Consider the following 19,526-nt stretch of genomic DNA (forward strand, 5'->3'; position numbering starts at 1 on the left):
AAAAAGAAACCGCATTATCAAAAGACAATGCGGTCTACTATTAATGTGATTTATGCATAAAACGTATGGCTCTACTCATAACAGTTGGTACGATCGAAGCATGATTTTCGTTTAAAGCCTCATAAAATTCAACATTCATTATTTTTTCTAATACTGTCGCCATTTGGCGCGCATCATCCACCATAAAGGTTTCAAGTTCACCAGCGCTCAAAAACAAAGTTTCGTTCATGTCTTGATGCTCGTTCAGAAATACTGAAGCACACTGCACTAATTCATGCTCATTCCACCAAATGGATGGGCTAATAGCTAGATAGCGCTGGAAGCTGGATTGGTGGTGAAATAGTTGCCACAGTGCAAAGTAACCTCCTAGAGAATGACCAAATAAAGCTTGCTGTGCTTGATTTACTGGATATTGTGCCTCAATCGTCGGCTTTAGCTCTTCTTCTATAAAGCGACTAAAATCCACTGCTCCTCCAAGCTTCTCATGACCTTTTCCTTTAAATCTTGCTGGATAAATATAAGACTCCGCAGGTGCTGTAAAATCATAAAATCTTCTTTCACGCATATCGTCGCCATGACCAATTCCAATAACAATAGCTGGAAGGATACCTGTTTTTGGTGCATTACGACTTTGTAGACGCACCGCTTCCTTTACAAGGTTAAAATAGGATGAGCCATCAAGTACATACAAAACTGGAAAGCCATCTTGTGGCGCTTCCTCCTCTGGCACATAGATATTAATCGTGTACAAATAATTTGTCAATTTTGAAGTCATTTGTTGTGTAATGTAGTCTACTTTAGTTGTATTCATTAGATATCCTCCTTCAAAATTTCATAGCCATAACATACAGGTGTATTGGTTACAGGATCTTCCATAATACGTGCATCAATATTAAATACTTTACGCATTACCTCAGCACTTAAAATTTCCTGTGGCGTGCCAGTTTGCATAATAATACCCTTACGCATTGCAATAAGATGATCTGAATATCTGGCCGCGTGGTTAATATCATGTAGAACCATCACTACTGTACAGCTGTGGTGCTCATTTAAACTTTTAACAATGTCCAATACCTCTAGCTGATGCGCCATATCTAAATAAGTAGTAGGTTCATCCAATAGCAAGATATTTGTTTCTTGTGCTAAGGCCATAGCTAGCCAAACACGCTGACGCTGACCTCCTGAAAGCTGGGCAAGCTCCCTATTTCGATATTCCATCGTATTAGTAACTGTTAAAGCCCATTCAATCATTTCCTCATCCTTATTCGTTAAACGATTGACATTGTTGCGATGTGGATAGCGACCATACGCAATTAACTCCTCCACTTTCAATTGACCAGGAGCTATCGGTGTTTGAGATAATATTGCTAGTTTCTTGGCAATATCTTTGGTCGATAAATTTTGCATATTTTGCTCCTGCAAATATACCGTACCTTGTTGTTTTTTTAAAATACGTCCTATCGTTTTAAGGAGTGTAGATTTACCACAACCATTTGGACCGATGATTGTAGTCACTTTGCCCTCTTCTATCGTTAAATTTAACCCTTCAAAGACACGTACCTGCTCATAACCTGAAGCCAAATTTTCCATTCTAAATGCAGTTTGCACGCCATTTCCTCCTATGCCTTAGATTTCACCAGTAAATACAAGAAATATGGAATCCCAATAATTGAAACGACAATACCTACAGCCAGTTCCGATGGTGCAAAAACGGTTTTACCAATAAAATCAGCGAGGATTAACAGACCTGCACCAATTAAAGCACTCACTGGCATAACATAACGGTGCTGAATACCAACAAGCTGCTTGGCAATGTGTGGGGCCATTAAACCTATGAAGCCAATACTCCCTGATACAGACACACAAGCACTGACAAGACCTACACTGGCTAGTAACAGCTTCATTTTCTCCTTTTCAACAGCTATTCCTAAACTTGTGATGCTATCCTCTTCAAGCTGAAAATAATCGAGTAAATATGATTTTCTATGCACATATATTCCTAAAATCAAAAGCCAAGGTAGCATCGTAAGCGCAAAGATCCAATTCGCATTATAAATTGAACCTGCCATCCAAATAGCCGCTGACTCAAAATCTTGTGCACTCATTTTTAAGGATAGGAACAAGGACAAAGCTCCAAATCCACTATTGATAGCTATACCAGTTAAGATTAATCGCTGCATATCGAGATGACCATTTTTTAAAGCAAATGAAAAAATCAGGATAGCTGCAATTGTTCCACCGATAAAACCGAATAGTGGCATCATTAAAATTGACATCCAGCTGTTCATATCTGCACTCACTAGCTTTACTTGAAAGAAGTACATGAATAGTACGACTGCTGCACCAGCTCCAGCATTAATCCCTAATATTCCTGGATCTGCTAGTCCATTGCGTGTAATCCCCTGTAATACAACTCCTGCCATACCTAAGCCAATACCGACAAGTCCAGCAATGACAATCCGAGGTAAACGGAACTCAAATATAACAAGATCAAACTTTGAATTTGACTCGATCCGTAGCAATGTTTTGATGACATCCATTACAGACATATCAAAAACACCATTTGTAATATGTAAATAGCTCGCAACTAAAATCATTAAAACAAGCATCAGCATGGTTAAAAAGAATACACTTGAGGTTTTTTTATGCACGTTTTTCACCTCCGTGCTTACGAACTAAATATAAGAAGAATGGTACACCGACCAATGCGGTTAAGACACCAATTGGCGTTTCAAATGGATAATTGACAACGCGGCTCAGGACATCACAAAGCGCTAAGAAAAAGGCTCCAATGACAGCTGCACAAGGAATAATATAGCGATAATCAACACCAACAAGGAAGCGTGTAATATGTGGTATGACTAACCCTACAAAGGCGATTTTCCCTACAAGTGCAACCGCTGTCCCTGTCAAACATACGACAGCTAGCATGCTAATAATACGTACTGCTTTTGTTTTCTGTCCTAGCCCCATGGCAATATCTTCACCTAATGAAGTAATGGTAATCGCTTTTGCCGATAATAAAGCCAAGATCAACCCAGTTAAACCAAATGGAATAGAAAGAATCAGCATATCCATATTTACCATATGTACCTTTGTGTTATACCAAGCACTTACTGTTTGTGATACTTGGAAATACATCGCAATAGCAGTAGCAATACTACTTAAAAATGTGCCAATGACCGTTCCAATTATGGCTAGCCTTACTGGAGATAAGCCATTGCGGATTAACGAGCCAAAACCAAAGACAATACCAGCTCCCAATGCAGAACCAAGCATCGATAATAAAATCATTTGATAGTTTGGTAGCCCTGGAAAAAAAACAATGGCTAATGTAATGACAAATGCAGAGCCATCATTGACACCCATTAATGAAGGCGAGGCTAAATAGTTTCGTGTAATCCCCTGCATAACTGCACCGGCAACTGCTAAAAATGCTCCAACTAGTAATACCGCGGCAACTCTTGGAATACGGCCTGTTCTTATAATTTGATGATCGACATCCGATGGATCAAATGCTGTCATCGACTGCCATACTGTAATGGCACTAATATCTTTTGTCCCATACATAACAGAAATAAGTGCCACAAGGGCAATAAGGAAAGGAGATATCGCTAATATTGAAAACGACACTATGTTTGTTTTTTTCAACTTTCACACCTTTTTCTTTATCCATTTTGCGGTACACAATATCAATCACTTAAGTGTATACCCGTAACAACTGCCTGCAATGAAAAATGCCACATCTTACAAAAGGCTGGTAATAGCCCGGTGATACCACCAAATCTACTACCAGCCTGTTTATACTATTTAAATAATTTTTCAGCTGCAGCATCTAAGAATTTCACCTTAGACCAAGCAGTACCACCTTGTGCTAATGGCTCAATTGTGTTGACGAAAACTTGATTATTTTGTGTTGCCTTTAAGCTAGTGAAAATTGGATTCTTTTGTAGCTCCTCTAAAGCTTTTGGCGTATCCTTATTCTCGGAATCCTCGAATTGCAGGAAAATCACATCTGGATTTACTTGTGCTAATGTTTCAAGTGATAGTTCCGCTTGCGCCTTAGCTGTTGTAACAACTTCTGGTACAGGTGCTCCTAAATCTTCATATAGAACAGGGTTTAAATAAACGCCTGCTGGATAGATGTACATCACTCCACCACGAACACGGATGATTAATACTTGCTTATCTGCTAATTGCTCCTTGGATTTTACTTGGGCATCAGCAACTTTGGCTTCATAGTCAGAGATGATTTTCTTTGCATCCTCTTCCTTCCCAGCTAATTGTGCAAGCAATGTTAAATTTTCTTTCCAATTTGTTGAAATATGTGAGTATGGAATCATTGTTTGAATTTTGTTGAGCTTTTCAGCCGTTTCTTCAGGGAATTTCGAAGTACCCACAATTACATCAGGATCCAGATTAAGAATGGCTTCTGCATTTGGCTCCATTTTATTTCCTACAAGTGTAGCTCCTTCAAAATCTGTTGCTAGATAGGCAGGAACTTTTCCACCTACTTCTAGAACACCTACTGGCTTAATACCAAGCATTGCCGCATCTTCCATTGATTCAAGACTGGCAGCGACAATGTTCTTTACTTCGGCTGGTAGCTCATATTGCTCGCCTAAGTACGTGATGGTCTGCGTTGATTTAGCTTGCTCTGTCTGTGATTCTGTTGCACTTGTTTCTGCTGTATTAGCTGTTGATGTTGATTCCTCTGCTTTGTCTGTTCCACATGCGGCCAGTGATAATGCTAATAGTGCTGGTGCACACATTTTAAAATATTTATTCATAGATATTCTCCCCTAACGAGCTCATATTGATAATGATAATCGTTTTCATATATAAGTCAATATATAATTGATACTCATTATCATTTACGGATACTATCCTAACAAAGTGAAAAAAGATTGTGAATGGACGATTTCGAAAATGACATGGATTTTTGCCGATTTAAGCAATAAAAAAACTGCTTCTTTTTTATAAGAAACAGTCAATTATACATATCTGGCTTCCTCTATTTTTAACTTGCGATAGGCTGAGGGAGATAAACCCGTACACTTTTTAAATACTCTGCTAAAATAAAAACAATCTACATATCCAACACATTCTGCAATTTCAGCTACAGGTATTCCACCATATTCTAGTAAGTCTTTCGCACGTCGTATACGGTATTCTGTTATATATGTACTTGGATTCATACCTGTATGCTGCTCAAATAAATAAGCAAAACGACGACGCTCAATGCCCAGTTCCATCGAGATATTTGATACTGAGATTTGCTGTGAAAAATTTTCATGTATATACTGTAATGCCTGTTCCATTAATTCGCTGGCACTATCTAAAACCTGCATTTTTGCCGCTACAAGGATATCTTCCAACAAATTCATAAATAATGTCTTAGACTTGAATACAGCCATATTACCAGGAAAGGAATAGCTTTCTACTAATTGCTGAACATGGCTAATAATTTGTGTGTTAAAGCCTGTATTGATTAGAAAATGTTGCTCGGCTAGCGGATATAGATTTATTTCTTCTGTAGGTAGGCTGTAATGAACAACTGCATACTCCCAACCTTTATGGCCAGTCGCTCTCACTTCTATCGGCATCTGGGGGCCAGCATGGGCAATCATTCCTGGCTCCATCATATAGGGGGTTCCATTAAAGCTAAAGATCGCACTCCCTGCAAGTGGCACTACTATACCACACTTTTCTGGAGCTGTTGTTCTACCAGTATCTACTTCACCTGGCTCCATTTTTTTAGTAAAAACATCTGTAAATTTTACAGAAGCATGTGCAAAGTAATCAATTAAATACTTGATATCCATATGCTAACTCCTATACATGTATAACATTCTGAATCTGTGAAAAATGATGTAAATCATGATTGATTAATCCTACAAAATAGTCGATTATAGTCATTTCTGACTGTCCAATTTTAAATGACTGTTGCCATTGCTCATCTGTCCATTGCTGAATGTCCTGCAATAATTGACGCCTTGTGGAAATAAAATCATTCAATGTTTCCTCCATTGTTTGTTCACGGCTTTTCTTAGCTGCCATCGTATTCAAATGTGCTACATCTGGCCCTTTCGGCAGACGCTCATCTGTAAAGAGAAAAGGAATTCGGTAATTTTGCACAAACTTGTCCCATGGAGGAAGATGCCCAATTACCTCTGCAACCGACCATTTCCCAGGTTCAATGGGCATACGCCATTGTGCCTCAGATAACCCTCGTAAATTATCTATCCAATCTAAAGATTTTATATAGTGTTTAATGACATAGGTTTTATCTTGTTGCAATTGTTCCCCCTCTTTCTTTTTTTATTGAAGATGAATTTTCAATTCTGGCCAACATAAATGCCATTGTTTTTGCTGAATTCTTTGACGATAAATCGCATAGGCATACTTATTTTCTAGGTAAAACGATGTTGGCTCTACTATGCCTGCTCCTAAAAGATGAATACCGTACGGTGCTGCAATCTCTAGTACCCCATCTGATAATTTTACTCCAATTGCCGTTGGGATTTCTGGGAAATGAGAGATTCCATCAACAGCAGATTGATATGGTTTACTACCATTTAGGACATGCATTCGTGCTTGATTTTTCACGGACCAAGGCTCGTTTGGAGATAACTTTCTCAGTTCTTGCTCATACTGCTTCTCTACTTCTTCTGCTAAATTTTCTTTATCAAAATATATCACATCAATATCAGCAATTGGTGTTCTTTCCTCCTTATTGTGAAGGTAATCCCATACCTTTGAGCGAATAATTCCTGCGCATATCCACCAATCTGGTAGTTGCAAGTTTTCTACTGTGGATAAAATGCTCATCATCCAGTCATCAGATGCAATTAAGTTCTTCAGCTCTTCCTCCGATTGAAGCAACCTCATTCTGTCAGCCTCCAATTAAACTTTACACGAAAAATTTAATCTTTCCGCCACTATTTCAGGGACATCTCGAAAGATATCGTGTCCTGCTCCTTCAATAGATTCAACATCTAAATGTTCTATTTTTACTTGTAATTTCTGAATACAATTTTTTCTTTTCGTTCCTAGCTCTGCAGGTACCGTTGCATGCAATAATAGTGTAGGACATTTTATCATACCCACTACTTGGTCAACTGGCTCCACATTCATACCTTTTATCATTGCTTGTGCCGTGAAGGGAGATAGAGTTAGTCTAATCTCGCCATTTTGTTCCTTTACTTGTGCTTTTGAAGCTACTTCTAACTCTTCTGACCATCGAGCAAGCTCTTCTTTCTCAGATTTAAAAAATTCTTCCCATGATGGGAAGCGGACATTTTCGCAAAAGCTTGCTACGTCCTTTAATTCCTTTTCTAAAGTGATACCTAAATCTTTCCCTGACATATATCCCCCATCTAGCAATACCATGCCTTTAAGTTGCTGCGGGTATTTAGATCCGAAATGGATAGCCAGATCTGCTCCAAAAGAATGCCCTATCAAATAAAAAGGCTTACTCTTTAAATTTGTACCTATTATTTCTTCTATTAGTTTAATTAAATTGGAAGGGAGATAACCCTCCTCTTCTTCTAACGCGGTTCTATAACCATGTCCAGGTAGGTCAAAGGAAATAACATGGTACTCCGATAAATACGCTGCTAGCTCCCCAAATGCTAAACCTGAGCTTCCAAGTCCATGTAAAAAAACTAAAGATGGATTATGAGGATTTCCCCATTGATATATTTGGTGATTCATTTAATCCCCCTATTTATATAAATTTATTTTATGAATTTTCAAAAATAATATATTAGATTTATACATTAACACCATTTACCCTAAAGCTAATAAAAGAAAGGGAGAAGCTTATGAATAAAATGATCATGCTGTTATTATTTGTACTACTTACCTTAGTTGGACTTTTCTATACAAACATTTCTTTAACACTCATATGTATCGGAATGGTGTCTGCTTTTATTGGTACACTTGCGGGAGGTGGTGGACTAATTACACTTCCTGCCATGATGCTTGTCGGTATCCCTATTCAAACAAGTATTGCCACAAACAAATTTTCGACAGGCATTTCGGCTTTAACCAGTATTTTCTATCTTCTCTACCAGAAGGAGCTACATCCCATATCTATCATCAAATATATAGCTCTTGCTATTGTTGGGGGAATTTGTGGCGCACTTCTAGCCGTTTCGCTGTCTGAGCAAACTATGAACTACTCTGCCTGTGTACTACTTCTTTTGGCTTTAGTCGTTACTTTGAAGAATAAGGCGTGGACTGAGATTCCTGATTCGCTAGAACATCAAGCACCTCGTTTTTGGCAACCATTTTTCATCGCCATGTATGATGGTGGTTTCGGCCCTGGCTCTTCGACATTTAGCATTTTGCATTATCTACGTTCTCACCACACTTACATAAAGGCTGTACAGCTCACTCGAGTACTCCTTTTTGGGAGCTGTACAGGAGCATTTGTTGTGTTTTATCACACTGGCTTTATTCAATGGCACTATGCGATTGCTATGGCACTTGGCTCCATTATAGGTTCCCAATTAGGTCTTATAGTGCTCCCCTACATTCCATTAAAAATAGCCAAAACACTACTAACATTGATTATTATATTGTTGCTTGTCCAGGTTACATTGAAAATAATTTAATGACCATTACTCAAATGCTCATGAATGATCTTCCATTCATCATTAACTAACGTAAAAATATTTGTCGCTCTACCGCTACCTGATACAAACTTTTCGTTATGATAGCCTTCATAGTGATATGTATAAAGACAGGTAGCCGTCTTTTCATCAACGGTTAACCATTTTACTTCAGTAGCTGAATAAACCTCTTCTTTAATGACATTCCATGCATGCTTGAAATAAGCCTCAATCTCATCTGTAGTTGTGCAAGTTTTATCGGAGAACCAATAAACCGCTTGTGGATGCAAAATAGCCTTAACTTCATTAAAATCATGTGTATTTGTAGCTTGTATATAACGTTCTAATGCTTGTTGATGTGTCATCTTCACTCCCCCTGTTTAACAATATTATCCTAAGATTGACTTCTTAGAAATAATAATTGTTGAATGACCTTCTGCTTGGACAGCTAATGAAGAACACCTATAATGAAGTCAAAACAATAAAGATGGAGGATGTCTATGTTAGCTACTATTGAAAAACAATCCAATCGTCATGTTGCAACATTCAAACGACCACTGACACATTCAGTAGATGCCGTTTGGGCAGTGCTTACTAACAATGAAAGCCTACAAAAGTGGATGAGTAATCTAGAAATCATTGATCTTCGTAAGAACGGGAAAATACATTTTAATATGAATGATGGAACAGGTACCTTTGAGGAAATAACCATCACAGATTATGCTGAGAAAGAAGTACTAGAATTTGATTGGGGAACAGATACGGTGAGATTTGAACTATCTTCTACTGACGATGGTTCATTATTGGTAGTAGTGGAGACACTTCAAGAGCTGACAGAGCATACACCGAAGGATTTAGCAGGGTGGCATATATGCCTAAACCAACTAACAGACTTTTTAAGCGGAACTATACATGAAGAGTTTCCGATGAAAGAATGGCAAAAATGTTTTACAAACTATAAGCAACTTGTGATTAAGACTGAAAAAATCTAAATCTATAATGTATAAAACTCCTTTAGCAAAATGCTTCAGGAGTTATATTTTTAATCAAAATCTTATCATATAGGTATCTCTCATGATACTTACAAAATCTACCTTTTACTTATCGGGTTGTTTTGAGTTGTGTGTTTTTCTTGGAAATATATAAAAATAAAATACTCCACTAATGATTAATCCAGCAAATAAAGAAGACATCAAAGTGTAACTGCTTATATTTTTAAGTAATCTATCAAAATTAATCTGTAACATATCAATGTCGCCATTAGTTATCGCAATTACAACTGTCCAACTAGTTATGATCACTAGAAAACTAATTAAACCATATGTAATACTTAACTTTAAATCTCTATTCTTTTTTCTTTTCTCATTAGAATATGGGTTCTTCTTGTTATTTTTCAGCTTTCTTTACCTCCTAATCGCTTCAGTAAATATTTTAGATACTTACTATCCGTTAGCAGAATAAATCGTTATTTTTTTAATTCTTCAGGTAATGAAGGCTCATAGATCCCTAAAAGACAACAGTTATTTATAGCCATCTCTCCAATACTTATAGCAAGTATAGCAAAAAACAAACACAATTTTTCCTTTGTTACTTTGATAGCATTTAGTTCAAACATTAGTCATATCTCCTTTTTTTATAGGTATTGTAAGAAGTATTGATAAAAAAATCCCCATAAATGAAATAAGCCTTAATTGTTCATCATTTAACATTAGTATTCCACAAATTATAAGGAAGTTAATAATCAACGCTTTCTTTCTTTTCTCTTTTGAGTCACCAACTCTGCTGTTATTCGTATAAGCTGGAACTTTATAATAAATAATAATTTCAAAAATAATTCCGAGTAATATTACTAACTCTCGAGTAATACTAAACGAGTAATTTAGTACAATAAAAGGACCAATCGAAAAGTACAATACTCCGATTATCGAACAGACAATACTTGACTTAGCATGTAGCCCATAACAATATCTTCTCATTATGCAAAAAACCAAATGACAAACTAAGGTTTCACTTACAACACCTAACATAATAGATACGCTATAAATTAAGCTCACCTTTATTAGGTTGATCAAAAGAGTGGCTATGCCATAATTTATCTTTGCTAATTCCATTTTACTTAATTGAATATTTTTATTGATAATATCTGTTAAATAGCATGATAGTTTTTCTTCCATCGATAGATTCCTCATTAGCCTCCCCCTTCTCTTTAAACTGATTCTACATCGTATTATTTAATGATGATTAAATTTTCTTAAAACATATATTTAAAGTAAAAAGTGTTATCTAAACAAATAAAAAAGTGCACTTTTGAAAATTTAAGTGCACTTTTTATTATTCTTTTATAGAAGATTCAAACTTTCTAAGTAATTCTTTTAAATATCGAGTGGAAACATAGCACGTTTCTCCGTCTTTCATCGTTATTGTTCTATTTTTTTTATTTATCTCTTGAATACTATTAATATTTACAACATAAGATTGATGACATCTGTAAAACTTGGGGCTTAAATTTTCAGCTTCTTTTATCTTTCCATAATACTCTATTGTCCTATTGTTCAGATGAACAACTAGCTTGTGTGGAACAGAGGAAGACTCAATAAAATAAATTTCATTTACATTTAATCTTATACTCGTTTCACCAGCTTTAACTACAATATTATCATCAATCAAAGCCCCTGAATTTAAGTATCTCTCCATTACAACATCTATACATTCAATAATTTTATTTTGCATAATTTTTTGATTATCTTTTGGTATATAATCCATTGCTTCTACTTTGTAGAGGAAAGTTAAATATGTTAATTCTGTATGAGTTGTTATAAAAACTATTTTTGCAGAAGGATCTAACTTCCTAATTGCTACCCCCAAAGAAATTCCATTCATTTCTGAGTTTAACTCAACATCTAGAAAATATAAGCCATTGTTTAGTTTATTACGCTCCAAATAGGATATGATGTCATTAGGATTTTCTGTTGAAAGTTCAAACTTCATATCATAATCCTGCATTATTAAATAATTTTGAATTATATTAGATATAATATTTCTTTGTTTTTCATTATCCTCACACACAAATACTTTTATCATACTCTCACCTCCCCATTAATAGTAAGGATTTGAGTAAATACATCTCTTTCAATTTTAGTTTCAAGAATTATGTTTTTAGCTTTACTCAATAACTGATCTAGGTTACCTAAACCCAAACCACGATTCTCTCCTTTTGTAGAAAAACCTTCTTTTTTCAATAAAAAAAGTTTAGGTATGTCCTTATGACAAGAATTTGCTACTATTATTTTTATAACTTGATTATCTTTTACTATAGCAACTCTGATATTTCCATTATTTATTTCCTCAGCAGCTTCAATGGCATTATCTAGGATAATCCCTAAGGAACGTACTAAAACAACGGAGTCAACCGGTATATTTTTTATTTTTTCTCTCATTTCGATTTCGGTATCTATACCTTTTTCTTGCGATACCATTAATTTATTGGCCAATAAACTTTTCAATTCTTTTACTTGTAAATTACTTAATTGGGACAATTTAAATGAGTTTCGATCAAAGTTTTGTGATGTCCATTTTATTTCATTATAATAATACTTTTTTAACCCTTGAATATCATTAGATTCTAAGAAGCTTTCAATTGAAATCAAGATATTCATATAATCATGTTTGAATTTTCTCATTTCATTATAATTACTCTCTATCTGATCTAAGTATTCTAAGAGATATGTCAACTCTTTTTGTTTTTCTCTTGCTACATACATTTTATTCTTTGCGTAAATGATCGCTAAACAAACTAAACCTGAAACAAGGGCATACGCAACAATGAACACTGAATTTGTCTTTTCCATAGAGATCCCGCTTTCTATAGCTCTCTCTATAGAAATTATCACCAAATAAATTATCACCGTTAATGAAGAAGCGACAGCGGAAATCATCAAAGGGAAACTAGTACTTTTAAAATAATATGTATATTTATCTATGATCTTTTTTAATAAATAAATAATACCTAGATAGAGAAATGTCCCAACTATGAAACGAAAAACAAGATTTGTCATTAATTCAAAAGAACTTAATAGGTAAACAATTATGTAATCCGATAAAATATATAATAGAATGGACATTGATGATGCAAAAAAGGAAAAATCAATTTTTCTAGAATATCTTATTAAAATTAATGATAGTACTCCCCATAGAACTCCAGTAGCAAGTACATTTAGCTTAAAATAAACCATACTTATAAAAAATACAGATATAAAGGTAATTAATATGTATATTTTTTTGTTCGCTACTCTTATTAAATAACCACCACATAAAAAAATAAAAAAATATTGTAAAAACAGTCCTACAAACTCAACCGAAAAAATAGTGTTCACTTTCTCACTCACCTTTAACCAGAAGAATCCAAATCAAAAACAATGTAAGGAATATATTTTTATGGAAACTATTCTCATTTTTCCGTTTATTATAGTCTGTATTTGATGAAAAGTAAACACTTCAACATAATGGTGATAAGTATAAAGTGTGATTATTTACAATGAGTAATTATAACTTTTCGATTATTTTACTTCATATTTAATAACTTCTTTTGACAAAAAGAAAAACACTAGCCTAAATTTTGAGCTAGTGTTTTTGATAGTTTATTTATGATGAACAACATGAGCTAGAGCCACATGTTGAGCAGCCATTACTTATCATTGATCCGCTTGTTGCCGCTGTTTCTGGTAGTGCTGTTGCTTCATTGATTTCTACAAAGTCCATGTCCTCAATATCTGAGAATAATTCTTCCATAAGTGTTTCTTTTTTCATAAGTCTTTCCTCCACTTTTTTTATTTATGATGAACAACACGAGCTAGAACCACATGTTGAGCAGCCATTACTTATCATTGATCCGCTTGTTGCCGCTGTTTCTGGTAGTGCTGTTGCTTCATTGATTTCTACAAAGTCCATGTCCTCAATATCTGAGAATAATTCTTCCATTAATGTTTCTTTTTTCATAAGTCTTTCCTCCACTTTTTTTATTTATGATGAACAACATGAGCTAGAGCCACATGTTGAGCAGCCATTACTTATCATTGATCCGCTTGTTGCCGCTGTTTCTGGTAGTGCTGTTGCTTCATTGATTTCTACAAAGTCCATGTCCTCAATATCTGAGAATAATTCTTCCATAAGTGTTTCTTTTTTCATAAGTTTTTCCTCTACTTTTTTTATTTATGATGAACAACACGAGCTAGAGCCACATGTTGAGCAGCCATTACTTATCATTGATCCGCTTGTTGCCGCTGTTTCTGGTAGTGCTGTTGCTTCATTGATTTCTACAAAGTCCATGTCCTCAATATCTGAGAATAATTCTTCCATAAGTGTTTCTTTTTTCATAAGTCTTTCCTCCACTTTTTTTATTTATGATGAACAACATGAGCTAGAGCTATATGTTGAGCAGCCATTAACATTAATAACAGTTTCTAGTAGCACTCTTGCTTTTTACATTCACTAAATTCATGTCATATATTTATCAATAACAACAATACGAAGTTTGATTGAAGTCCTATTATTCCTGACTTATTCACCTTGAAATATTAACAATTTATTACTTTTATACGTTATTTTCTTCCTATAATTTACAATCATTCCGGAAGTAATAAAGAATATTGCCCATCCAATTAGTACAGATATTTCTTTAAGATTGTCCAAGATTGATCCATCTAGCAACCAAAAACTTCGCATCATTTCTAACCCATAAATAATTGGATTAAAAATATAAACAGCTTCCTTTAAAAAAGATGGGAACATCTCTGGAGGAAAAGTAAGACCTCCTAAGAAAATTTGGAAATAAAAAATTATTAATGATAAGCTCTGATAAGTAGTGCTCTTATTAATAAAAGATGTAACAAAATACACAATAGCAAATTCAAAAAAATTAATAATCACAAAGGCTAACAAAATTTTCAGTATACTCTCAAAAGGAAATTCTACATTTTTAGTTAAATACGCAAATATAATTAGAGTTATCGCTGCTAATACTTGGAAAATAAATGTGGCAATATATATGCTGGTAGCTACAGTAATTTCGCTAATTCCTAGAAGCCTATATTTCAAGAGATTACCCTGTTCTTTATAAACTAGAAAATTCTGTCCGAAAATGACCAATACTCCGTTAATAATAATAATAGGTATATACGCTGGAACTAAGGCATTATTTAATGGCATGCCATCGTAAATAGAATATTCTGATAATAAATTACCGAATATAAAAAACATTATAATGGGTAGAGAAAATCCCAAGATCAATCCTTTATAATTTCGAAAAAGTAATTTGATTTGAAACTGTGAAAGATTTAATAAATTAGTCATTTAGTATCTCTCCTCCATTCACCAATTTATAACCTAACATTTGCAAAAAGGCATCTTCGAATGAAAAGTTTTTCATAACAATATTAGTTCCAGCTATCTTCTTCACTTTTTTATAAATATCTTCTTCCTCGTTACTTCTATACGTAAAAGAAACTTTATTATTAGAAACTTTTACTTTCCGTTCAAAAATGATTTCCAGATTTTCTAGAAACACAGTTTCAAATTCCATTTTTTTAGTATCCTTAAATTGGACATTCACTATATCAAAAACAGTTCCAATTTGTTCTATTTTCCCCTGATTCATAATTACAACTCTATCTGCTAAATACTCAACTTCGTCAAGAAAATGGCTTGTTAGAATAATCGTAGTACCACTGTACTTATTAATTTTCTTAATAGTATCCCAAATATTTCTTCGTTTAAGTGAATCTAAACCTGTTGTTAATTCATCAAAAATGAGCACCTCTGGTTCACCTATTAATGTGAGCAAAATTGAGAGTGATTGTTTTTGACCACCAGATAGATTTTTAATATAAGAATGCTGAAATTTATCTAAATCAAATTCTCGTAATAATTCTTGTATATCGATTTTGCTTTGAAGGACTTGTTTATAGAGAAGACACACTTCCAGAACTTTAGCCTCGTCTTCATATGATGAAGTCTGCATCTGATATGCTATTTTTTTATATAACTCCTTTTCGTTAAAGGAATATTCAATAGCCCCCGAATGTCTAACTAATTTCATAACTGTATTAACTAATGTAGTTTTACCTGCACCATTATGTCCTAAAATTGCTATTATTTCTCCCTTTTTTATATCTAGGTTGATATCTTTCAGTATTTTTCTACCTTCTATTTCTCTTGAAACATTCTTAATCTCTATTACATTCATTTTTTACCTCCTAATCTTGCGAGAAAGCCCTCAATCCCATGTCGGGTAGACTAAATTTGAATTTTCTATTAATAGGTAAACCCGCATCGATGTATAATTCCTGATGAACATTATTTATTAAGTACAAAACAGTATTTATTATTAGTGAGTACATGGATGTTAAGTTAGCTTGAGATGGAATTCTATTTGTTTCACTATCCTCAATTAAAAGATTATAATCATCAAGATTCTGATCATTCTTAAATAGACAGGGACCAATCGACATGTCGACAACAGAATATGGAAGTATACAATTGTAATCTTTGAAAAGACTTTTTACTGGTGCTACTATTGAGCTTCTCTCTACAATCAATATTTTGTTATAACCAACGATTCTAGATTTATTAACCAAGAATCCATTATCTTTCAAATAACTAGATAGACTACCACTACTATCTCCGATAATATCAATGCCAGTGTTGCTCATAGTGTTTTTAAAATCTAAAAGTTTTTCACGGGAGGTCCCTACCTCGTCACAGATCATATAAAGACTTCTACAATTAAGTTCGCGATTGATATCTTTTATTTCTGATGATAATAAGAAGATATGATTTTCTTTTTTTAACAAATAAATGATTAATTGATCTTCTTTCTTTTTTGAGTTACTCAAAAAGTTTAAATTTGTACCAAAATACAATGTTCTTTTAAAATAATCTAAATTAATTTTTTCTTTAAGGGATAATTCAATGATTTTCTTATTAAATATATGTTCAATATAAATTTTATTAAAATCATTGAATAAACGATATTCAGAATCTAATACCATATACATATTTAGCCCACCACCATTGCATATAATAGGTCGTATTCAGGAATATATCTTTTAAACTCTTCTTCATAAAATCCACCAATACAGGTAGTATTTAACCCTACAAATTCTGAATATAACGAAATATTTTGTGCGATATGTCCTATTTCTTGATTTAATAAACGATATGATAATTCCCCATACTTCTCTTCTAAGAGCTGATAATCACTTGTAAAGAAAATCTTTACAGGAAATTTCTTTAGATTGGTGTCAATGATAATTGAATCGGCACTTCTTATTGATGCGTCAGCATATTCTTCTAATTGGTGTTTATATGGGTTATATCTATAAATTTTTTCTTTGAAACCAGCTAAATTAATACTAAGAAAAAGAGTACATGGATATAAAGCACCCGGAGAGGGATAGGAAAAGTATTTGTTTTTCTCATCAGTTATCCCAGCAGCAAATTGTAATATCTCAGAGATATCTTGTATATTTATTTCTCTATTTGATGGATATCTCCGTGTTCTTCTATTTACCAATAGCTTTTCAATATCGTTTTGAGGAGCTCTCTTATGAAGAAAAATCCCTGGTTTCGTCTCCCATTTTTTTTTTGTTTTGACCTTCTTTATTTGTACTGAGGTGTAATCTTTTCTAGATATTGTTTTTGAATGAAATGTTCTTCTTAATAAAGATCTGTCAACCTCTGTATCCCATAAAACTGTCGAATTCATATTATTTCTCATCATTTTTAACTCCTTAAGCTAATTGGATGCTTTTAGCAATGCAATACTCTAATTCTGGGTAAACACCAATTCGATTATTTGTCATATGAATGTGAGAAAACATTATTTTAGTCGGATTATTCTTCAATAAGTCGATATATTCTTCATATATTTTAAATGCTTTATCTCGGTTTTCTTTGAGATATGAAACTCTTCTGGAAGTTAAGGAGGTAATCATTTTTAGGCTCGATTCATTTTTATGATATATCTCCCATAGATCACAATATTTTTGTGCCATTTCAGTTTTATCTTTTACTTCAAATGAGAAATATAGGAGATCGATTGCTGCAAATAACCTTTTGGAAAAACTCATCTTATTTAATTTTTGTGCAAGTTTAGAGCTTTGTACAAATAGCTTTTCAGCGTAATATATCCCTCTTTCACCACCATATCGTGGAATTTCTGGTTTATACTCATCCAATTCCACAGTACCGTGTCGTTTCCAGAATACCTCTGTGATCCCCTCTCCTTTTAGCATTTCAGGTGTATAAAATTTTTCTCTATCAATTAGTACTGGCGTTTTATAGGACAAAAAATTATCCACCGATTTTTTTAATATTTTTAAAAAGATCTTTGCATCAAAGTCTACATTTTCTTTGATTCTCAATCTGATATGAGGACCACCTAACCAATATCTAATAAAAAAATAGTCAATATCACTTTGCAAATTATTACAGATAAGATGTTCAAATTCACTTTGTAAATATTCATCTAATAATTTGTAATCATGAATATATACATGGAATGAATGCCACATGATTTTCACCTCTCCCATCATATTGTGTTATTAAGATCGATCTACCCTAAGTAGTCATTTTTATTTGTTGAATAGGTGAGCTACAAAGCACTCCAATATAATTAATCTCTGAATCATCATTTAACTCTAATAACTTTTTTAAATATGAGTCATGATGATTCTTCATTGGTCGAAAAGCATTACCTGTTTCTGCAGCGTATAGACAAAAGCCTTGCATCAATTCTCCAGCTGAGAGAAGAATCGGTAATAGACCTTTCCGAACTATATTTTTATCTTCTGTGTAAAAGACAACAACTTTATTAAATGTATTAAGATCAAAAAATTGATGATCATTATAAAGAACCTTAGAAAATTCGACTTCCTTGTCCCAAACGACTCCATTTTGGAAAGTTATTTGATGGTGTTCCAAAATACAATAATTGATCTTGTTCATGCTAATTAGATTCCTGAATTTATTTAATCTAGAAAGACAAGTAGCTACTTCAAATTTGTTTAAAATCACATCTGAATTTAAATTGAAATTACCTACCATATTATGAGCAGAATTCCTGTTAACTGAAGAATGGAAGTTGCAATCAATTGGATAGTACTGCTTACATTGAAAGTCAGTCGCCCCATTGTTTATACTGCTAATAATTTCTGTAATATGCTTTGAGCATTTGATTTCATTGAAAAACTTTGTTTCCGCTATCCGTTTTCTCTCAATACCTCTTTCAAAGTGACCCAAATTTAATTCACCATTTGGCCTCTCTAATTCAATGACAAAGGATCCATATACGCAATCATCTATATTAAGAATCTTATTAAAAACAACTGAGTAATTGAAAGACAAGTGTTGTTGCCAAGATAATTTATTAAAGCTTAAAAAATTTTTTATGTTTCCTAAAACATGCCCTGCATCTAACATACTTAAATAGAGAGAGAATTCTCCATAATATCTTGAGATATTTAAGATATCTGAAAATCCGATAATATAAATTTTACTTTTTAAAAAGGTACTTTGACTCTCTGAACTAAGCAAAATGAATTTATCCTCGTACATATCATAGAAAAATATTTTACTATCAATAATAAATATTAATTGGCAAGAGTGCATGTTCCTCGTTGAAGGAGAATTATTATGGTCTTGATACCTTGAAAGAATTTCATATCGATTAATTTTTAAACTTGCTTCTGCTATCCCTGAAACTAATTTGTACAAAGATGAATCTTCAATCTTTAGAAATTCCCCTTTTAAAGAATATTGTTTCTTCACATAAGGAGTAGCGTGAGTAAAATGCACTAAATCATATCTTAATGCAGAATATCTTTTATAATAATCGTATTCAATATTATTCAT

The 19,526-nt window shown here is 33.5% G+C and carries 26 protein-coding genes; 2 read left to right on the top strand and 24 right to left on the bottom strand.

Going from position 1 to position 19,526, the window contains the following annotated elements:
* Positions 1–40: 40 nt before the first annotated feature.
* The 9 genes from L6W14_RS21180 to L6W14_RS21220 form a co-directional block, all read right to left on the bottom strand.
* Positions 41–811: an alpha/beta hydrolase gene (locus L6W14_RS21180; RefSeq protein ID WP_131520937.1), complete on the bottom strand. Its 771-nt coding sequence runs from the start codon at positions 809–811 to the stop codon at positions 41–43.
* Entirely contained in the window at positions 811–1,590 is a 780-nt protein-coding gene (locus tag L6W14_RS21185) for an ABC transporter ATP-binding protein (protein WP_048394302.1), read from the bottom strand. Before L6W14_RS21185 ends, L6W14_RS21180 begins: the two co-directional genes overlap by 1 nt.
* A gap of 29 nt (positions 1,591–1,619) precedes the next feature.
* Positions 1,620–2,615 carry a FecCD family ABC transporter permease gene (locus tag L6W14_RS21190; RefSeq protein WP_016993066.1) on the bottom strand — a complete coding sequence of 332 codons (996 nt, stop codon included), beginning with the start codon at positions 2,613–2,615 and terminating at the stop codon, positions 1,620–1,622.
* A gap of 28 nt (positions 2,616–2,643) precedes the next feature.
* The gene (locus L6W14_RS21195) at positions 2,644–3,651 is read right to left on the bottom strand and encodes a FecCD family ABC transporter permease (protein ID WP_009370610.1); all 1,008 of its coding nucleotides are present in this window, start codon (positions 3,649–3,651) and stop codon (positions 2,644–2,646) included.
* A 155-nt stretch (positions 3,652–3,806) separates the two neighbouring features.
* The gene (locus tag L6W14_RS21200; protein WP_048394087.1) at positions 3,807–4,790 is read right to left on the bottom strand and encodes an ABC transporter substrate-binding protein; all 984 of its coding nucleotides are present in this window, start codon (positions 4,788–4,790) and stop codon (positions 3,807–3,809) included.
* 204 nt (positions 4,791–4,994) lie between these two features.
* Positions 4,995–5,825, bottom strand: a complete 831-nt coding sequence (locus L6W14_RS21205) for a helix-turn-helix domain-containing protein (RefSeq protein ID WP_131520938.1) — start codon at positions 5,823–5,825, stop codon at positions 4,995–4,997.
* 10 nt (positions 5,826–5,835) lie between these two features.
* The gene (locus tag L6W14_RS21210; RefSeq protein WP_103118936.1) at positions 5,836–6,300 is read right to left on the bottom strand and encodes a DinB family protein; all 465 of its coding nucleotides are present in this window, start codon (positions 6,298–6,300) and stop codon (positions 5,836–5,838) included.
* A 21-nt stretch (positions 6,301–6,321) separates the two neighbouring features.
* Positions 6,322–6,891: a nucleotidyltransferase family protein gene (locus tag L6W14_RS21215; RefSeq protein ID WP_048394081.1), complete on the bottom strand. Its 570-nt coding sequence runs from the start codon at positions 6,889–6,891 to the stop codon at positions 6,322–6,324.
* 15 nt (positions 6,892–6,906) lie between these two features.
* A complete protein-coding gene (locus tag L6W14_RS21220; RefSeq protein WP_237898829.1) occupies positions 6,907–7,716 on the bottom strand; it encodes an alpha/beta fold hydrolase in 810 nt (269 codons plus the stop codon).
* Positions 7,717–7,826: 110 nt separating this feature from the next.
* Between L6W14_RS21220 and L6W14_RS21225 the strand changes: the two genes are divergently transcribed.
* Positions 7,827–8,621: a sulfite exporter TauE/SafE family protein gene (locus L6W14_RS21225; RefSeq protein WP_131520940.1), complete on the top strand. Its 795-nt coding sequence runs from the start codon at positions 7,827–7,829 to the stop codon at positions 8,619–8,621.
* Here the strand turns inward: L6W14_RS21225 and L6W14_RS21230 are convergent.
* Positions 8,618–8,983 (bottom strand): YybH family protein, encoded by a 366-nt coding sequence (locus L6W14_RS21230; protein ID WP_131520941.1) that lies wholly within the window; start codon positions 8,981–8,983, stop codon positions 8,618–8,620. The genes L6W14_RS21225 and L6W14_RS21230 overlap by 4 nt on opposite strands.
* 135 nt (positions 8,984–9,118) lie before the next feature.
* On the opposite strand from L6W14_RS21230, the gene L6W14_RS21235 reads away from it, so the two are divergent.
* A complete protein-coding gene (locus L6W14_RS21235; protein WP_131520942.1) occupies positions 9,119–9,610 on the top strand; it encodes an SRPBCC family protein in 492 nt (163 codons plus the stop codon).
* 473 nt (positions 9,611–10,083) lie between these two features.
* On the opposite strand, the gene L6W14_RS21240 is transcribed toward L6W14_RS21235, so the two are convergent.
* The 14 genes from L6W14_RS21240 to L6W14_RS21305 all read right to left on the bottom strand — a co-directional run bounded on the left by L6W14_RS21240 (position 10,084) and on the right by L6W14_RS21305 (position 19,526).
* A complete protein-coding gene (locus L6W14_RS21240; RefSeq protein WP_131520943.1) occupies positions 10,084–10,233 on the bottom strand; it encodes a cyclic lactone autoinducer peptide in 150 nt (49 codons plus the stop codon).
* Entirely contained in the window at positions 10,226–10,792 is a 567-nt protein-coding gene (locus tag L6W14_RS21245; RefSeq protein WP_193767360.1) for an accessory gene regulator B family protein, read from the bottom strand. Before L6W14_RS21245 ends, L6W14_RS21240 begins: the two co-directional genes overlap by 8 nt.
* Positions 10,793–10,949: 157 nt before the next feature.
* A complete protein-coding gene (locus L6W14_RS21250; protein WP_131520945.1) occupies positions 10,950–11,699 on the bottom strand; it encodes a LytR/AlgR family response regulator transcription factor in 750 nt (249 codons plus the stop codon).
* Positions 11,696–12,991 (bottom strand): sensor histidine kinase, encoded by a 1,296-nt coding sequence (locus tag L6W14_RS21255; RefSeq protein ID WP_131520946.1) that lies wholly within the window; start codon positions 12,989–12,991, stop codon positions 11,696–11,698. The genes L6W14_RS21250 and L6W14_RS21255 overlap by 4 nt, the downstream gene beginning before the upstream one ends.
* 268 nt (positions 12,992–13,259) lie before the next feature.
* A complete protein-coding gene (locus L6W14_RS21260; protein WP_131520947.1) occupies positions 13,260–13,424 on the bottom strand; it encodes a thiazolylpeptide-type bacteriocin in 165 nt (54 codons plus the stop codon).
* 24 nt (positions 13,425–13,448) lie between these two features.
* Positions 13,449–13,613 (bottom strand): thiazolylpeptide-type bacteriocin, encoded by a 165-nt coding sequence (locus tag L6W14_RS21265; protein WP_131520947.1) that lies wholly within the window; start codon positions 13,611–13,613, stop codon positions 13,449–13,451.
* A gap of 24 nt (positions 13,614–13,637) precedes the next feature.
* Positions 13,638–13,802 (bottom strand): thiazolylpeptide-type bacteriocin, encoded by a 165-nt coding sequence (locus L6W14_RS21270; RefSeq protein ID WP_131520947.1) that lies wholly within the window; start codon positions 13,800–13,802, stop codon positions 13,638–13,640.
* A 24-nt stretch (positions 13,803–13,826) separates the two neighbouring features.
* Positions 13,827–13,991 carry a thiazolylpeptide-type bacteriocin gene (locus tag L6W14_RS21275; protein ID WP_131520947.1) on the bottom strand — a complete coding sequence of 55 codons (165 nt, stop codon included), beginning with the start codon at positions 13,989–13,991 and terminating at the stop codon, positions 13,827–13,829.
* Positions 13,992–14,174: 183 nt separating this feature from the next.
* Entirely contained in the window at positions 14,175–14,966 is a 792-nt protein-coding gene (locus L6W14_RS21280; RefSeq protein ID WP_131520948.1) for an ABC transporter permease, read from the bottom strand.
* A complete protein-coding gene (locus tag L6W14_RS21285) occupies positions 14,959–15,858 on the bottom strand; it encodes an ABC transporter ATP-binding protein (RefSeq protein ID WP_131520949.1) in 900 nt (299 codons plus the stop codon). The genes L6W14_RS21280 and L6W14_RS21285 overlap by 8 nt, the downstream gene beginning before the upstream one ends.
* Before the next feature lie 10 nt (positions 15,859–15,868).
* On the bottom strand, positions 15,869–16,669 hold the full coding sequence (locus tag L6W14_RS21290) for a hypothetical protein (protein ID WP_237898830.1): 801 nt from the start codon (positions 16,667–16,669) through the stop codon (positions 15,869–15,871).
* Between the two features lie 2 nt (positions 16,670–16,671).
* On the bottom strand, positions 16,672–17,394 hold the full coding sequence (locus tag L6W14_RS21295; protein ID WP_131520951.1) for a SagB family peptide dehydrogenase: 723 nt from the start codon (positions 17,392–17,394) through the stop codon (positions 16,672–16,674).
* Positions 17,395–17,404: 10 nt separating this feature from the next.
* Positions 17,405–18,187 carry a thiopeptide-type bacteriocin biosynthesis protein gene (locus tag L6W14_RS21300; protein ID WP_193767362.1) on the bottom strand — a complete coding sequence of 261 codons (783 nt, stop codon included), beginning with the start codon at positions 18,185–18,187 and terminating at the stop codon, positions 17,405–17,407.
* A gap of 46 nt (positions 18,188–18,233) precedes the next feature.
* Positions 18,234–19,526 carry a hypothetical protein gene (locus tag L6W14_RS21305; RefSeq protein WP_131520953.1) on the bottom strand — a complete coding sequence of 431 codons (1,293 nt, stop codon included), beginning with the start codon at positions 19,524–19,526 and terminating at the stop codon, positions 18,234–18,236.

Source organism: Lysinibacillus sp. ACHW1.5, from assembly GCF_022014815.1.
GTDB classification, from domain to species: Bacteria; Bacillota; Bacilli; order Bacillales_A; family Planococcaceae; genus Lysinibacillus; species Lysinibacillus capsici.

Coding starts and splice junctions, on each gene's coding strand:
- L6W14_RS21185 (WP_048394302.1), bottom strand. CDS start 1,590: ATGGAAAATTTGGCTTCAGGTTATGAGCAGGTACGTGTCTTTGAAGGG.
- L6W14_RS21215 (WP_048394081.1), bottom strand. CDS start 6,891: ATGAGGTTGCTTCAATCGGAGGAAGAGCTGAAGAACTTAATTGCATCT.
- L6W14_RS21275 (WP_131520947.1), bottom strand. CDS start 13,991: ATGAAAAAAGAAACACTTATGGAAGAATTATTCTCAGATATTGAGGAC.
- L6W14_RS21205 (WP_131520938.1), bottom strand. CDS start 5,825: ATGGATATCAAGTATTTAATTGATTACTTTGCACATGCTTCTGTAAAA.
- L6W14_RS21295 (WP_131520951.1), bottom strand. CDS start 17,394: ATGATGAGAAATAATATGAATTCGACAGTTTTATGGGATACAGAGGTT.
- L6W14_RS21250 (WP_131520945.1), bottom strand. CDS start 11,699: ATGATAAAAGTATTTGTGTGTGAGGATAATGAAAAACAAAGAAATATT.
- L6W14_RS21270 (WP_131520947.1), bottom strand. CDS start 13,802: ATGAAAAAAGAAACACTTATGGAAGAATTATTCTCAGATATTGAGGAC.
- L6W14_RS21190 (WP_016993066.1), bottom strand. CDS start 2,615: ATGCTGATGCTTGTTTTAATGATTTTAGTTGCGAGCTATTTACATATT.
- L6W14_RS21230 (WP_131520941.1), bottom strand. CDS start 8,983: ATGACACATCAACAAGCATTAGAACGTTATATACAAGCTACAAATACA.
- L6W14_RS21235 (WP_131520942.1), top strand. CDS start 9,119: ATGTTAGCTACTATTGAAAAACAATCCAATCGTCATGTTGCAACATTC.
- L6W14_RS21300 (WP_193767362.1), bottom strand. CDS start 18,187: ATGTGGCATTCATTCCATGTATATATTCATGATTACAAATTATTAGAT.
- L6W14_RS21240 (WP_131520943.1), bottom strand. CDS start 10,233: ATGTTTGAACTAAATGCTATCAAAGTAACAAAGGAAAAATTGTGTTTG.
- L6W14_RS21180 (WP_131520937.1), bottom strand. CDS start 811: ATGAATACAACTAAAGTAGACTACATTACACAACAAATGACTTCAAAA.
- L6W14_RS21305 (WP_131520953.1), bottom strand. CDS start 19,526: ATGAATAATATTGAATACGATTATTATAAAAGATATTCTGCATTAAGA.
- L6W14_RS21290 (WP_237898830.1), bottom strand. CDS start 16,669: ATGTATATGGTATTAGATTCTGAATATCGTTTATTCAATGATTTTAAT.
- L6W14_RS21285 (WP_131520949.1), bottom strand. CDS start 15,858: ATGAATGTAATAGAGATTAAGAATGTTTCAAGAGAAATAGAAGGTAGA.
- L6W14_RS21260 (WP_131520947.1), bottom strand. CDS start 13,424: ATGAAAAAAGAAACACTTATGGAAGAATTATTCTCAGATATTGAGGAC.
- L6W14_RS21245 (WP_193767360.1), bottom strand. CDS start 10,792: ATGGAAGAAAAACTATCATGCTATTTAACAGATATTATCAATAAAAAT.
- L6W14_RS21265 (WP_131520947.1), bottom strand. CDS start 13,613: ATGAAAAAAGAAACATTAATGGAAGAATTATTCTCAGATATTGAGGAC.
- L6W14_RS21220 (WP_237898829.1), bottom strand. CDS start 7,716: ATGAATCACCAAATATATCAATGGGGAAATCCTCATAATCCATCTTTA.
- L6W14_RS21280 (WP_131520948.1), bottom strand. CDS start 14,966: ATGACTAATTTATTAAATCTTTCACAGTTTCAAATCAAATTACTTTTT.
- L6W14_RS21200 (WP_048394087.1), bottom strand. CDS start 4,790: ATGAATAAATATTTTAAAATGTGTGCACCAGCACTATTAGCATTATCA.
- L6W14_RS21225 (WP_131520940.1), top strand. CDS start 7,827: ATGAATAAAATGATCATGCTGTTATTATTTGTACTACTTACCTTAGTT.